The organism is Cellulomonas timonensis, assembly GCF_900046455.1.
In the GTDB taxonomy this organism is placed as follows: domain Bacteria; phylum Actinomycetota; class Actinomycetes; order Actinomycetales; family Cellulomonadaceae; genus Cellulomonas_A; species Cellulomonas_A timonensis.
Window position 1 is genome coordinate 807,242 of the sequence record NZ_FCOT01000012.1, and the last position, 12,738, is coordinate 819,979.

Here is a 12,738-nt window from a genome sequence, read left to right on the forward strand (position 1 = left end):
CGTCCCGCCCCACGCTGAACCGACCGCGCCGCGACTCACCACCCCGGCCACCGGGCCAGAACTACACGACAGTTATCCGGAGGGTTCCACCGACCCACCACCGCACGCCTGCGAGCGCGCCCACGCCAGCAGAACAGTCCCCTGACGAGGCGGTACCTTGGATCCCGTCGGCACCAGGGCGGCCCCACCGCCCCGGCGAACGACACGGGTGTTCTCCGGTGGGTTCCACGAGTGAATCCACTCACCACCCGGGCCTCTAGCTCAGTTGGCAGAGCAGCGGACTTTTAATCCGCGGGTCGTGGGTTCGAGCCCCACGGGGCCCACCCGCCGTCCGGCCCGGAAGGGCCGGGCATCCCGGGCGCGATGAAGAACCGCGCGATCGGGACGCCGAGCAGCCCGGACAGGGCCTCGAGGTCGTCGACGTCGAACGCGACCTTGCCCGACAAACGCCGGGACCAGTACGGCTGCGACTGCCCGAGCAGGGCAGCGAGCTTGTTGCCGCTGATGCGGGCTCGGGCCAGCTCGGCCCGAACCTCACCCGCGACGCGCCCACGTGCAGAACTGCGATCCGGCATCTCGATGAGTGAACTCATGCGCCGAGCGTATAACGGCAACGCCTATGTGTCTATACACACGCAAACGTGCGCCGATCCGGACCCCCAGAGGGCGCCCTAGTCGCCCACCGACTTACCAATGCTTGCAGCGACGCGGTTCGTCGTGTAGAACTCATCCCCATGCAGACGAACCTAGTCACTCAGCGACTCACTCAGGCGTCGCTGGCGGCCACCCTCCGCGCGGAGTGCGCGCGTCGCAGCGTCGGGCAGTCCGCCCTGGCCCTGCACCTCGGCCTCTCGCAGCCCGCCGTGAGTCGTCGGCTGCGCGGGGACGTCCCCCTCACCGTCCCCGAGCTGGCGGCAGTCGCCGAGTTGCTCGGCATGTCGCCTGAGGACCTTCTCGCGGCGGCCCGCACCTCCCCTGTGGCCCCCCTCCCCGAGCCGAGCCAACCATGAGCGCCCTCGCACTCGCCCTCGCGCTCCTGGCGGTCGTCGCCGTGTTCATCCTGTCCGCGCTCGTCGCGCAGCTCCGGGCCCAGGTCGCCCTCCTCGAGGACGACGCGCACACCCACGAGGACATCGGCGGCCCGGACAGCGCAGGTGAGGAAACCTCCTCACCTGCCCAGACGGACCAGGCCGCACGGGTATCCGGCGACTTCGCCGCGGGCGCCGCGCTCGCGGCCTGCATCGAGCACCTCGGCGTCGACGTCGACTCGATCACGGGTGTGCGTGTCACGCCCACGCCAGTCGCCGGGTGGGCCGATGTGACCGTCGACCACGATGTCGATCACGGCGACCAGTGCACCCCCGCGACCCTGCGCCGCTGGCTGCCCGTCGGCACCGCAGCACGCGGCGCGGCCGCCGAGGCCGAGCTGCGTCGCTCGTACCGGGCCGCGGCCGTGGATCACGACCAGTACGGCAGCTACCGCCGCCGCGACCTGCCCGCGCCGGCCGACCCGAGCCGGCCCTACGCCCGCAGTGTCCGCGACGCGCTGACCGAACTCAACGCCCGCCTGGACCACACAGCGGTAAATGGCCCGGATCGCGCGCTCCGTGCTGCGGTTCTCAAGCGCGATGGCGACACGTGCCCGGTGCGGGCAGGTGAGGAAACCTCCTCACCTGTCGCACCAGCACGGCCCCGTGGCCGCGGGGCGACCCACCTCGGTCTCGTCGATGAGAACGCCTGGTGGGCCTCCTGTGACCCCACAGACCACGGACCGCGGCTCCTCACGCTACGCATCGGCGCGGACGTTGTACCCCTGGACGACGAGCCCGGCCGCGTCACGGACGGTGGTCGGGACCGAGCCCTCGAAGACGACGCCGAGCGAGATGCCCGCTCCCACGGTCAGGACGAGTGGCGGTGTGGCCCCGTCCCCCTCGAGCAGCACGGCCTCGGTACGGCCGCCGTGTCCGGCGCGCATCGCGTGGGCGACGATCTGCCCGGCGCTGTAGTCGTCGACGGTGATCTCTCGCCCGTCGTACATGAGGGTGGCCATGAAACGTCTCCTTCGGTCGGACGTCCAGCGTCTTCTCACGCTGACGTCGTCGGGGTCCGGGCGCTGGTTACGCCTGGTGCCAGTGACCCGACCGTAGGGGGGCCCACCGACAGCCCGCCCGTCCCCCTTCCGGGTGTCGTGTCGGTGGATGGCCCGGTCGGGGGTGGCGCGCCCCCTGCGTCGCCCTCGACCGTGGCTCTGGGCGAGGGTCGTGAGCGGATCTCCGGGGCCACCCGCGAGGAGCTCATGACGGGTGTGCTGATCGCGCTGGACCTGCTCGATGACACGGTCACGGTCCACCAGCAGCGCGCGATTCGTCGGGCCCTGCTCGACCCGATCGTGCACCCCGAGCGGTACGCGCTGTGAGCCGCCCCACGCCCGCCGAGGTGCGATTCGACCCTCGCTTCCCGCCGCCGTTCTTCGACACGTACCGCACGCCCCTGGGGTCACCCGCGCGCCGCCGCACGGACGCCCGGAACGACGCGGCAGCCGCCGTCGACGCGCTCGCCAAGGCCTTCGCGGCGCTGCGCTCCGACAGCCGTGAACACGAGCTCGACCTGCACCTGGAGATCGTGCGCCGCCGCATGACCCGGGTCCGGGCCGCTCTGGACGACTTCGACGCCGCGCTCGCGGCCCCGGGTGGCCCGCCGCCGCCAACGCCGGCGCACCACCCCATCTGACCGGGGTCGGCCCGTCTCCCCCTCGGGCCGACCCCCACCGCCTGACCCCTTGCTCGTCTCCGTCCTCGATGACCGGAAGGCACGCCATGTACAAGCGCCCGCACGCCCCGCGCGACACCCCGATGGTGACCAACCTCCTTGCCCGGGTCGCGGCCTCGCGCCTCGCCTCGGGGCACACCCCCGACCAGGTCTGCGCCTGGGTCTCCTCGCCGACCGTCGCCCGCCAGTACGGCGCGGGCGCCCAGCGGGCCGTCCGCACGGTCCTGGTGGGGTCCCGGTGCCCGGCGTCGGCTCGCGCCCGCTGGCCCCCCCCACGCGGGCGCAGCTCGCGGGGTGGCGCGCCCACCTCGCGCAGGCCGCCGCCGACGCGGAGTTCGAGGCGCACGTCGCCGATGCGGTCGGCCTGCTGGTCGACGAGCACCACGCCCGGCCGGCGGGCGCCTTCGACGAGGGCGCGGTCGCCGCGGCCTTCGCGCTCCTCGACGCCGCGGACCGGGACGCCGCCCGCCGTGCCCGCCGGGCCCGCATCGGCCAGGCGGTGTTCTCGGCCGCGAACGTGCTCGTGATGGTCGTCGCCTCGGTGCTCGTGGCCGTCGTGCTGCTCTCCTGGTGGGCGCCCCCCCGCGGCGGCCGCCGAGACGACCGCAACGGACACCGGCCCCAGCGCCGTCGCCCACGCCATCCTGATCGGCACCGCCGTGCTAGGGATCCTCGGCGTCGCCGCGGTGGCCGTGCTCGACGCGATCGAGCGGAGGCGGCGATGACCCGCGAGCCGCTCGACGTGCCCGCGCTGATCGCCGACGCACGCAGGGTGCAGGACATCACCGCGCCGATCCGGGCGCTGACGACGATCCCCGCCCGCGCCGCGCACGCTGTCACGCACATCAAGGCGCACGCCGCCCCGCACACGTGGCGCCCGACGGCCGAGGCGCTGCTGATCGTCGCGGCCGTCGAGGCGGGCACGGGCCTGGCCACCGGCTCGCTGGTCTCGTCGGTGACGCAGGCGATCGGGCTGCCGCCCCTCGACGACGTGCGGGCCGCCGAGCGGGACACGACGTGACCCGCCGCAAGGGCGCTCGCGCCACGTCGTGGGGCAGCACGCCGGTGTGCGTGTGCGGGGCCGGGCTGATCTGGCCGCTGTACATCCCAGCGCCCGAGCGCCTCGACCCGACCGAGCGGCGCAAGCGCCTGCCGCTCGACGCCACCCCAACGGACGACCCCGCCGCCCGGTACGCGGTGTTCGGGGCCGGGCGCACGTGCCGGCGACTGGACGCCGACGAGCCCCTCGACCTCAACGAACGCCGCCACGAGACCCACTTCGCGACCTGCCCGCTGCAGGTCAACGCAGACCAACTGGCCTCGATGCCCCAGCAGAACGGACGCCCCCGATGACCACCCCCGCTACCCCGCGATCGCCCCGGGTAGGATGGCCGCAGGCGTCAGAGGTGTATAAGAGCCAGCTCGTCGTCGTCCCCCACCCCGATCTGCCCGGCGAGTACCGCGTCGTCATCGGCCCCCGGCGCCGCGCCGCCTGCGAGCTCGCGGGCCTGCCCGCCGCGACGTGCCGCATCCGCGAGGACCTTCCCCCGGCCGAGCAGCGCCAGATGATGGTCCGCGAGAACGTCCACCGCGCCGACCTCACCGCTGTGGAGGAGGCCGACGCGTACCAGGCCATGCTCGACATCGACGGCCTGACCGTCGACCAGGTCGCCACCGCCGTCTCCCGCTCCGAGACCACCGTCCGCTCGCGCTTGCGCCTCGCCCGCCTGCCCGAGCAGGCCCGCACCGCGATCCACGAGCACACCGCGACCCTCGAGGACGCCGCCGCGCTCGCGGACATCACCGACGACGTCGAGCGTGAGCGGCTCGCGGCCGCTTTGGGCGGTCTGAACTTCCCGTTGGCGCTGCGCAAGGCGCGTGACCGACAGGAGGAGCGGGCGCTGGCGGCACCGCTGCTAGCCGCGCTGGACGCGGTCGGCGCGGTCGAGCACAAGCGCGACGCGTACGGCGCCCCGGCGGGTTCCGTCATGGTCGAGTCCTTCAGCCCGCGGTACACGGCCACGGAGACCGCCGAGGCGCTCGCCGCGCAGGTCGCCCCGGGCTGGTCGTTCCGCTGGTCGTACGGGTCGCTGTACGTGTACCGCCCCCACACCCTCGAGGAGGCGCAGGAGGCCGCCGACCGGGAGGCCGCACGGACCGCGGCCGACGAGGCCCGCGACGCGGCGCTTGCGGCCGACGCTGCGGCTAGGGCGGTGCTGACTGAGCTCGCGGAGACGACCGCCGCGTTGCGCGCGGAGTTCCTGGGTCGCCTGATCCACGACCGCAAGGCCCTGCCGGCCAGCGCCCCGGCGCGCATCGCGGCGCTCGCGGCCGACGCGGTCATCTACACGCCGTCCAGTGCCCCCACGGACCTCGACATCGGCCTGGGCGAGTCGGACCTTGTCGCCTGGGCGCGGGTGGCGGTGCCTGAGGGATGGGAGGCGATGCAGTCCTGGCAGCGGCCCAGCCTTCTGCCCGAGCTCGTCGAGGCGACGCGGCCGCTGCCCGGGCCCCAGCGCCTGCTGCTCGCGCTCGCGGCATCGATCGAGCCGGTCCCGCCCCGGTGGTGGCGGGCCGGGCCCGACTCATCGGGATTGATGGCTTGGTACGGGCTGCTCGAGGACCTCGGGTACCCGGTCTCCGACGCCGAGCGTGCCCTGCTCACCCCGCCGCCGGCCGACGGCGAGGCCGAGTGATGGGGTGCGTCGGAGCCCCCCACGGGTCCGGGTCCAACCACGCGAACGCTGGCGCCCCTGACCTGCCGATCGAGCCGCGGCGCGTCGAGACGGTCCAGGAGCACCGGGACCGGATGGCCGCGAAGGCCGCGACGCTGCGCGGGTTCACCGAGCGGCGCGCGGCAGCGGCGAACGCAGTCGCCGCTGCCAGGAAGCACCAGCAGCCATCGGCGCCGCTCGCGCCCAATCACGGCTCGAGCGTGAAGGACCAGCTGAGCCGGATCGAGGCGTCCATATCCGCCGCCAGCGCCCCAGCCGCCCCGCCCGCTCGCCCTCGCCCCACGCCCCCGCGCCATACGGCACCGGCCCCGTCCCCGCGGGGGCCGCGCCCGCCCGCGGCCGTCACGGGACCACCGCCTACACAGGCGGCGAGACGATCGAGGCGCTCGCGGCCGAGCACGGGGCGTCCGAGCGGGCGGTGTCCCGGGCGCTGCGCGAGTCCGGGGTCGCGGTCGGCGGCGCCGGGCGGACCCGGATGATCGACGCCGCAGAGCGTGCGGTGGTGGTGGCTGCGTACAACGCCGGCGACACGGTCCCCGCGATCGCCGCCAGGCAGGGCCGCACCGCCAGCGGCGTCCGCAAGGCGCTGCGCGCGGCCGGCGTTGAGATGCGCGACGACCGCGCGGGCCGCACGGTCCGCCCCAAGGTCGACGACCCGGCGCTCGTCGAGGCGGTCACTGCCGCGTACACGGGCGGCCTGACGATCGAGCAGGTCGCAGAGACGGTCGAGGGCGTCGGCACGGCCAAGCACGCGCGCGGCATCCTGGTCCGGGCGGGCGTGGCGATCCGCCCAGCGGCGCACATCTCGACCACGCCTCCCGAGGTGCTCGACGAGGTCCTGCGACTCAAGGCCGAGGGCCTGTCCGATGCCGCGATCGGGGAGCAGGTCGGCTACTCGCAGCCGACCGTGTCCCGGTGGCTGCGCAAGCACGCCGCGGCCGCACCCGAGGTCGACCCGGCAGCACCGGGGTCCGAGGGCCCGGCACTCGACGCCATGCTCGTGGCCGCGCCCCCGGCGATCGACCTCGTGGCGCACGGTGAGCGCCTGTCGGCAGCGCTTGAGGCCGTGCGGCTACAGGGCGCAGCGCTGACTGCACCCCTCCTTCCCTCCGCGCCGGAGCCGGAGCGTGGCGCCGCGCTTCGGGTCTACATCTCCGGCCCGATGAGTGGGTACCCGCAGCACAACTACCCCGCGTTCTTCGCCGCCGAGGACCTGCTGCGCGCCGCGGGGCACGTGCCGCTCAACCCGGCCCGGAACCCCGAGCAGCCGACGTGGGCCGACTACCTGCGCCTGGACCTCGGCGACGTCCTGACCGCCGACCAGCTCGCGGTCCTCCCCGGGTGGGAGGCATCCCGCGGCGCCCGTCTCGAGGTGCACGTCGCCCACGCACTCGAGGTCCCCGTGCTCCCGATCGACGCCTACGCCCTCCTGACGACCCCAGAGGAGACCCGCTCATGACCCCCACGCACCCGACCGCCGCCATGCCTCTCGCGAGCGGGCCGGCGTTCGAGGTCGCGCGCGGGGAGATCCGCGCGGCCCTCGCCGCTGTCCTCCCGCACGCCGGCCGCGAGACCGAGGACACCCCCGTCCTGGGCCGCGTTCGCCTGCACCTGACGGGCGACGCGCTCCTCATCTGGGCCACCGACCACCGCACCGCAGCCCTCGCCCGCGTCGAGGACCCCGACTTCATCACCGACGAGCTCGCGACCTGGGACCTGCCCGTCGACGCCGTCGCCAAGGCGTTGAAGGTGTTCAAGGCGCCCACCAACGCCGACGCCCGGGCGATGTGGGCCGACCAGCCCATGCGGATCGAGGTCACCGACGCCAAGACCACCCTGACCGAGGTCGGGTCGCTCATCGATGGCCAGTCCCTCACCGTCACCCGCATCATGCCCGCCGGCGAGGACCGCTACCCCGACGTCCCACGCGCACTGCTCGCGCTCGCGGACGCGGTGAAGCCCGATCCGGGGGTGCGTGCCCGCGTGGACCCGGACGCCCTCTCGCGGTTCGTCGCGGCGGCGCGTGGGTACTCCGGGGCGGTCCCGATCCTGACGGTGCTGCCCGGGTTCGCGACGCACCAGGTGCTGGTCCGGATCGGGCAGTCGGTCATCGGGTCGGCGCCCGCGTACCCGGACGTCCGCCAGTCGCCGGCGGACGTGCTGATCGAGGAGACCGCGCAGCACCAGTGGTGGTCGGACCTGCTCGGCCCGCTGCGCAGGCCCCTGCCTGTGCGCCTGTCGACCGCGGCGACCGACGACCTCACCCGGCAGGCCACCGAGCTCCTGCGCACAGCCGGACACGACGTCGGGCTGCGTGTCGTGCCCGCTCTCCCCGATGAGGACGCGTGATGACGACCGAGTCGCCCAGCCTCCGGGCCAGCCGGCGTGGCCGGTACCGCGCCGCGGACGCGTTCCGCGCCGCGGCCGAGGAGAGCCACCGTCAGGCCCAGGCGCGCCGCGAGGCCCGGATCGACCGATGCCCCCGGTGCGGCGGGTGGCGCATGCACCCCCAGCCCGGTGACGGAGGGCGGAGCAAGGTCGCCGGCCGCGCCCGACCCGCACGACACGTCTGCCCGACCCCCCGCCCCACGACCGGAAGGCACGAACGATGAGCAGTAAGACGAAGCCCCGCGCGTGGGCCACTGAGGACCCCTACCTCGGCGTCGTGGGCGCCGACAGCCTGGACGACATGGCGAGCATCATCGCCACACACCCCGACGCGTATGACGTCCGCGCCGTGGTTGAGGAGCACAGCGAGGACCACGACGCCCCCATTGACGCCACCGACGTCGAGCAGGTCCGCGCGTTCCTCGACACCGTGACCGTCGAGCCCGTGATCGTGCCCATCCCGGTCTACAGGCGGGAGCGGGGGGGCGGCTCGCGCATGTACCCCACCGGGCTCGACGCCAAGCCGGGTCGTGGGCGCGTGAAGGTGCTGGGGGTGCACCTGTGACCCCCACCATCCCGCCCAGCCCCACGGTGGGCGACGTCATCACGACAGCGGCCCAGCTCGACGCTGTGGCGCCGGAGCGGCTGCTGCGAACCTCCAAGCCCGGCTACGGCCCGTCCTACGTGGTGACATTCGACCTCGGTGATGGCCAGGTGATGTACGACGTCAGCGGTGGCGAGAGCACCCAAGGGCTGACGGCCAGCGAGGTCGTCGACGAGTTCGGCCCCCTGACGCTCCTCCACCGCCCCGACGCCCCGCCGGCCGCACCTCCGGCGGGTGCGACGGGCGCGACCTCGGACGGCTACCACACGTTCGACGAGCTCTACGACTACCGGATGCTCTACAACGCCCACGCCGCTCGCGGGTGGCTCGCGGCGGGCATCCCGGTCGTGAAGTCGTGGCGCCACAGTGACGGCGAGCCGTGCTTCGGCGGCGGGTGGTTCATCGTCACGGCAACCTTGCCCACGGGGCAGGTGAGCAACCACTACAAGGCTGAGTCCTGGGACCTGTTCTCGGTGCCGGAGGTGGAACTGCCGCCGGAGTACGACGGGCACACGCCTGCCGATGCGTCCGACAGGCTGCGCACGCACCTCGCCACCCAGCCGACCCCCGCCCCGGCTGTCGAGGACCGGGAGGGGGTCCGCCGCGCCGTCCGAGCGATCTACGACGTCCGGCGAGCACGTGCCGGACTTGAGCCGATCAGCGACAGCGACTTCGGCCGAGGCTCCGGGCCAGACGCGTACGGCGACACGTGGGACGAGGCACGCGCGGCCTTCCTCGCCACCCGTGCTGGGGAGGTCCAGCGATGACGCGCACGAGCATCCTGGCCGAGCTGGCCGTCGAGCGGGGCCGCCAGTACGCCAAGCACGGCAACCAGGCGCACCTGCCCGACGGCACCGGCGGCTCGCAGGCCCAGGCGCTCGCGGGCATGGCTCGGTCCGACTGCCAGACCGCAGCGGCGGCCGGCGCGGTGACGTTCGCGCACATCCTGGCCGAGGAGGTCGCCGAGGCCCTCGCTGAGGACACCGCGGCCGAGCTGCGGGCCGAGCTCGTGCAGGTCGCCGCAGTCGCGGTGCAGTGGATCGAGGCGATCGACGCCCGCCCGGTGAACCCGGACTGCAAGGGTGGCAAGCACAGGTCGTGCGCGGGTGACGCGTGGGACGAGACGGCCGACACCGCGACACGGTGCGCGTGCGGGTGCCACGAGGGCGGTGTCCGGTGACCCCGCGCTCGGAGCGGACCGTGCCGAACGCCCTGCCCGTCGCGTCGGCGGGCGCGTTCGTCCGGGCGGCCATGGAGCCAACGGGCAATGAGCGTCGCGTGGGGCCCCCGTGGCGGCGCACGTCGCTGTACGAGTACCCGGCTCTTATACACATCTGACGCTGCCGGCGGCCCCTAGCGTGTACATTCTGGGTGTTGTGCCCTCCCGACGACTGCACTCCCGCGGTGAGTCGACCGCTGGTCCGGTGCTAGGTATACGGGCCAGGCCCCGCCCCCGTGCCGTACTGGATGCTCGACGACCAGGCCCCCCAGAAGGGCAAGATCCTCGGTCTGACCGCCCCCGTGCTCCTCGAGGGCGACATCACCGGCCTGGCCGCCATCGGCATGTGGGCGCTCGCGGGCGCGGCGTCCCAGCACGCAGGCACCGACGGCCTGATGGGACTGGCCAACCTCGTGCGCGTCGTCCCCGACCGCGCGATCGCCGAGCAGCTCGCCCACCTCCTGGTGGTCGCTGGGCTGTGGCACGAGCACGGGCACGACTGCCCCCGCTGCGACCCCGTCCCCGAACGCTCTTGGCGCTACCACGACTGGTGGGACATGCGCTACAAGCCCGACGCCGTGCTCAAGGTCGCCCAGGCCAAGAGCAAGGAGAACAAGCGGCCCGAGGTCGTCAATGCCGTCTGGCTCCGCGACTGCGTCGACCCCACCGCCGAGACCCGCCGCATGGCCGCCCACTGCCGCTACTGCGGCAAGCTCACCAAGAGGTCCGACCGCACCCCCGACGGTCCCCAGCTCGACCACGTCGACCCCACCATCGCCGCCGGCGCCAGCAACCTCGTCGTCGCCTGCGGCCCCTGCAACCGTGCCAAGGGGTCCAAGCCCCTCAGCGAGGCCGGCATGACCCTGCGTCCCGCCCCCCGCACACTCGTTGACCCCCAGCCGGGCCCCCCCCCCCCCCCCCCCCCCCGCCGCCACCGGTTATGTACGGCAGGGTGTGGGCGTCGAGCGACGACGAGGCCGCCGCCTACGCCCGCAAGATCCTCGACCACCACAACACCGCCGAGGCGCGCCGCTTGGCGCCGCGCTCCCGCCGGCGGGAGGTCGAGGCGTGACCGCCCGCACGACGGCCCGACGCCCCACGCACGCCGCAGACCAGGACCGCGCACGTCAGGTGCGCGCGCTCGCGTCGACCGCCGAGCTGATCGGCCTGATGCCGTACGAGCTCACCGTCGTGGGTGGCACGGCCGCTGACGCCGACAGGTGGCACCGGGTCTGGCGCACGCACCTGGGCTGGCAGCACGCACCATCCGTCGAGACCCGCGTCGAGGCCGTCCGCGCCCTCGAGGTGCGGTGCTGGGCGCTCGCGGGAGTGGTGCCGTGCCCGGACGGGTGCGGGTGGCCTGTGCGCCTCATGACGACCGCGGCGGGCCGCACCCTGGCGATCGACCCGCTGCCCCGTCAGGACGGCACCGTGTGGCGCCAGTCAGCCCGGGGCAAGGGCCCGGTCGCGGTGATCCTCGCCGGGCACCAGACACCGCCCGACGCCGAGCCGCTCTACCGGCAGCACTCGCGCTCGTGCCCCGCGACGTCGACGAAGAGGGTCCGCGAGGCACCGCGCTGCACCGCGTGCGGTGAGCGCCTCGACGCCGTCCTCGCCGGCCGCGACCCCACCTACACCACCCACCCGACCTGCGCGCCCGACCCGTGACCGCCGACGCTCCCAGCCCACCCGCACCACCTCGAGGCGGGCGCACGCCCAGCCTGCCCCCCGCAGACCTCGACGTCGACGCGGACGTGGTGGACGACCCCAGCCCGCACAGCCTGACCGTCAGCCGGTAGACGCAGGAGCAGCACCACTGGCCTGGCCCGCACCCACCGGGGGGTCACCCTGGCGTGGCTGGACTGGCCCCGGCTCCCCGCTCTCCGACGAGAACGTCTGCCCGATCCACCACCAGCACGCCCCGTGCGATCGATGCGCACGCGACGGGCGAGGAGAGACCCGATGACCGCCCCCACCCTGCCCCGACCTGCCCCGACCTCCGACGTCATCGCCGCACGGGTCCGCTCCCGGATCGAAGACCTGACCCAGCCCCGCACGACGACGACGCAGCGGTGGGTGCGTGAGGCCGGCGTCGACCATCTCGTGCGACGCGAGGTGACCGTGACGCTGCCCCCGCTGCTCGTGCAGCTCGCACAGTCCGTCGCCGGCAGCACCAGCGGTCACGGCTCGTCGGGCACCAAGAGCCGGCCGCCAGGCTCGCTCGAGGGGACAGACACGCTGCGGACCATCACCCGTGAGGCGGCCTACCTCGCCGGCCGGGTGCTCGCGCTGTACGCGGCCCAGGCGCTGCCCGGACTGCGGGTCAGCGTGAAGCCCCGGCGGCTGGGCGACTCCCTGGCCGTGATCCACCGGTACGTCGACCAGCTCGACCGCGAGTCGCTGGCCGACGTCGACGCCGCGGTGCGCGGCTGGTGGGCGCACGCCCGCGTCGTCACCACCTGGGACTCGCCGCCCCTCAAGCCCTACGTCGCCTGCCCGGCCTGCCGGGTGCGCGGGCGCCTGCAGGTCGTCGACCAGCCCCTTGCGATGGTCTGCCTCGAGTGCAGCAGCACCTGGGACGGGATGACCGCCGACGAGCTCGGCGAGCACATGCGCCTCGCCCTGACCGAAGCTATCCCCGATCCCCAGCTGGGTGCGGACTGCACCGGCGATGACGACCTCGAGATGGCAGGAGCAGCGACGTGAGCGACCTGGTGATGTTCCTGCTCGCGGAGATCGCGGCGGACGAGGCTGACCCGTACTGCGACGGCGCTGGCGAGTATCAGCGCTGCGCAGAGCAGAGTGATCGCAGGCACCTCGAGTGTGAGGCGAAGCGGCGGATCGTGGAGTTGCACATCAGCCGCGGTTTCGGTTGGTGCGAGCACTACTCGCCGTTCGACGACAACATCGACGACCTATGCCCGACCCTCCGCCTCCTCGCCATCCCCTACGCCGACCGTCCCGGATTCCGTGAGGAGTGGCGCCCGTGACTCGCCGTCGACGCCCGTCGTTGCGCACGGGAG

The 12,738-nt window shown here is 73.9% G+C and carries 18 protein-coding genes and 1 tRNA gene; 17 read left to right on the forward strand and 2 right to left on the reverse strand.

What is annotated here, in order from left to right:
- Positions 1-250: 250 nt before the first annotated feature.
- Positions 251-323: transfer RNA gene (locus BN3788_RS12110), tRNA-Lys, on the forward strand.
- Positions 324-734: 411 nt separating this feature from the next.
- The gene (locus tag BN3788_RS12115) at positions 735-1,010 is read left to right on the forward strand and encodes a helix-turn-helix domain-containing protein (protein WP_066586247.1); all 276 of its coding nucleotides are present in this window, start codon (positions 735-737) and stop codon (positions 1,008-1,010) included.
- A gap of 158 nt (positions 1,011-1,168) precedes the next feature.
- On the opposite strand, the gene BN3788_RS19310 is transcribed toward BN3788_RS12115, so the two are convergent.
- Together BN3788_RS19310 and BN3788_RS12125 are read right to left on the reverse strand one after the other, a co-directional pair.
- A complete protein-coding gene (locus BN3788_RS19310; protein WP_159066891.1) occupies positions 1,169-1,345 on the reverse strand; it encodes a hypothetical protein in 177 nt (58 codons plus the stop codon).
- A 441-nt stretch (positions 1,346-1,786) separates the two neighbouring features.
- On the reverse strand, positions 1,787-2,050 hold the full coding sequence (locus BN3788_RS12125) for a hypothetical protein (RefSeq protein WP_066586252.1): 264 nt from the start codon (positions 2,048-2,050) through the stop codon (positions 1,787-1,789).
- A gap of 192 nt (positions 2,051-2,242) precedes the next feature.
- Between BN3788_RS12125 and BN3788_RS19315 the strand changes: the two genes are divergently transcribed.
- The 15 genes from BN3788_RS19315 to BN3788_RS12185 all read left to right on the forward strand — a co-directional run bounded on the left by BN3788_RS19315 (position 2,243) and on the right by BN3788_RS12185 (position 12,705).
- On the forward strand, positions 2,243-2,416 hold the full coding sequence (locus BN3788_RS19315) for a hypothetical protein (protein ID WP_159066892.1): 174 nt from the start codon (positions 2,243-2,245) through the stop codon (positions 2,414-2,416).
- A 20-nt stretch (positions 2,417-2,436) separates the two neighbouring features.
- Positions 2,437-2,730, forward strand: a complete 294-nt coding sequence (locus tag BN3788_RS12130) for a hypothetical protein (RefSeq protein ID WP_159066893.1) — start codon at positions 2,437-2,439, stop codon at positions 2,728-2,730.
- A gap of 277 nt (positions 2,731-3,007) precedes the next feature.
- Entirely contained in the window at positions 3,008-3,790 is a 783-nt protein-coding gene (locus tag BN3788_RS12135) for a hypothetical protein (RefSeq protein ID WP_066586258.1), read from the forward strand.
- On the forward strand, positions 3,787-4,122 hold the full coding sequence (locus BN3788_RS12140) for a hypothetical protein (RefSeq protein ID WP_066586260.1): 336 nt from the start codon (positions 3,787-3,789) through the stop codon (positions 4,120-4,122). Before BN3788_RS12135 ends, BN3788_RS12140 begins: the two co-directional genes overlap by 4 nt.
- Before the next feature lie 53 nt (positions 4,123-4,175).
- Entirely contained in the window at positions 4,176-5,465 is a 1,290-nt protein-coding gene (locus BN3788_RS12145) for a ParB/RepB/Spo0J family partition protein (protein WP_066586264.1), read from the forward strand.
- A 457-nt stretch (positions 5,466-5,922) separates the two neighbouring features.
- Positions 5,923-6,963: a DUF4406 domain-containing protein gene (locus BN3788_RS19060; protein ID WP_108723834.1), complete on the forward strand. Its 1,041-nt coding sequence runs from the start codon at positions 5,923-5,925 to the stop codon at positions 6,961-6,963.
- Positions 6,960-7,853 (forward strand): hypothetical protein, encoded by an 894-nt coding sequence (locus BN3788_RS12155; RefSeq protein ID WP_066586267.1) that lies wholly within the window; start codon positions 6,960-6,962, stop codon positions 7,851-7,853. Before BN3788_RS19060 ends, BN3788_RS12155 begins: the two co-directional genes overlap by 4 nt.
- Positions 7,854-8,112: 259 nt before the next feature.
- Positions 8,113-8,457 carry a hypothetical protein gene (locus BN3788_RS12160; protein ID WP_066586270.1) on the forward strand — a complete coding sequence of 115 codons (345 nt, stop codon included), beginning with the start codon at positions 8,113-8,115 and terminating at the stop codon, positions 8,455-8,457.
- Positions 8,454-9,263: a WDGH domain-containing protein gene (locus BN3788_RS19065; protein ID WP_066586272.1), complete on the forward strand. Its 810-nt coding sequence runs from the start codon at positions 8,454-8,456 to the stop codon at positions 9,261-9,263. Before BN3788_RS12160 ends, BN3788_RS19065 begins: the two co-directional genes overlap by 4 nt.
- A complete protein-coding gene (locus tag BN3788_RS12170) occupies positions 9,260-9,676 on the forward strand; it encodes a hypothetical protein (protein ID WP_187138379.1) in 417 nt (138 codons plus the stop codon). The genes BN3788_RS19065 and BN3788_RS12170 overlap by 4 nt, the downstream gene beginning before the upstream one ends.
- The gene (locus BN3788_RS19320) at positions 9,673-9,834 is read left to right on the forward strand and encodes a hypothetical protein (protein ID WP_159066894.1); all 162 of its coding nucleotides are present in this window, start codon (positions 9,673-9,675) and stop codon (positions 9,832-9,834) included. The genes BN3788_RS12170 and BN3788_RS19320 overlap by 4 nt, the downstream gene beginning before the upstream one ends.
- Positions 9,835-10,655: 821 nt before the next feature.
- On the forward strand, positions 10,656-10,787 hold the full coding sequence (locus tag BN3788_RS19995) for a hypothetical protein (RefSeq protein ID WP_261797915.1): 132 nt from the start codon (positions 10,656-10,658) through the stop codon (positions 10,785-10,787).
- Positions 10,784-11,383 carry a hypothetical protein gene (locus tag BN3788_RS12175; RefSeq protein WP_066586274.1) on the forward strand — a complete coding sequence of 200 codons (600 nt, stop codon included), beginning with the start codon at positions 10,784-10,786 and terminating at the stop codon, positions 11,381-11,383. Before BN3788_RS19995 ends, BN3788_RS12175 begins: the two co-directional genes overlap by 4 nt.
- 294 nt (positions 11,384-11,677) lie before the next feature.
- Positions 11,678-12,421, forward strand: a complete 744-nt coding sequence (locus BN3788_RS12180) for a DUF7341 domain-containing protein (RefSeq protein WP_066586276.1) — start codon at positions 11,678-11,680, stop codon at positions 12,419-12,421.
- Positions 12,418-12,705: a DUF6221 family protein gene (locus tag BN3788_RS12185; RefSeq protein ID WP_066586278.1), complete on the forward strand. Its 288-nt coding sequence runs from the start codon at positions 12,418-12,420 to the stop codon at positions 12,703-12,705. Before BN3788_RS12180 ends, BN3788_RS12185 begins: the two co-directional genes overlap by 4 nt.
- Positions 12,706-12,738: the final 33 nt, after the last annotated feature.

Coding starts and splice junctions, on each gene's coding strand:
- BN3788_RS19995 (WP_261797915.1), top strand. CDS start 10,656: ATGTACGGCAGGGTGTGGGCGTCGAGCGACGACGAGGCCGCCGCCTAC.
- BN3788_RS12125 (WP_066586252.1), bottom strand. CDS start 2,050: ATGGCCACCCTCATGTACGACGGGCGAGAGATCACCGTCGACGACTAC.
- BN3788_RS12170 (WP_187138379.1), top strand. CDS start 9,260: ATGACGCGCACGAGCATCCTGGCCGAGCTGGCCGTCGAGCGGGGCCGC.
- BN3788_RS12160 (WP_066586270.1), top strand. CDS start 8,113: ATGAGCAGTAAGACGAAGCCCCGCGCGTGGGCCACTGAGGACCCCTAC.
- BN3788_RS12155 (WP_066586267.1), top strand. CDS start 6,960: ATGACCCCCACGCACCCGACCGCCGCCATGCCTCTCGCGAGCGGGCCG.
- BN3788_RS12180 (WP_066586276.1), top strand. CDS start 11,678: ATGACCGCCCCCACCCTGCCCCGACCTGCCCCGACCTCCGACGTCATC.
- BN3788_RS12115 (WP_066586247.1), top strand. CDS start 735: ATGCAGACGAACCTAGTCACTCAGCGACTCACTCAGGCGTCGCTGGCG.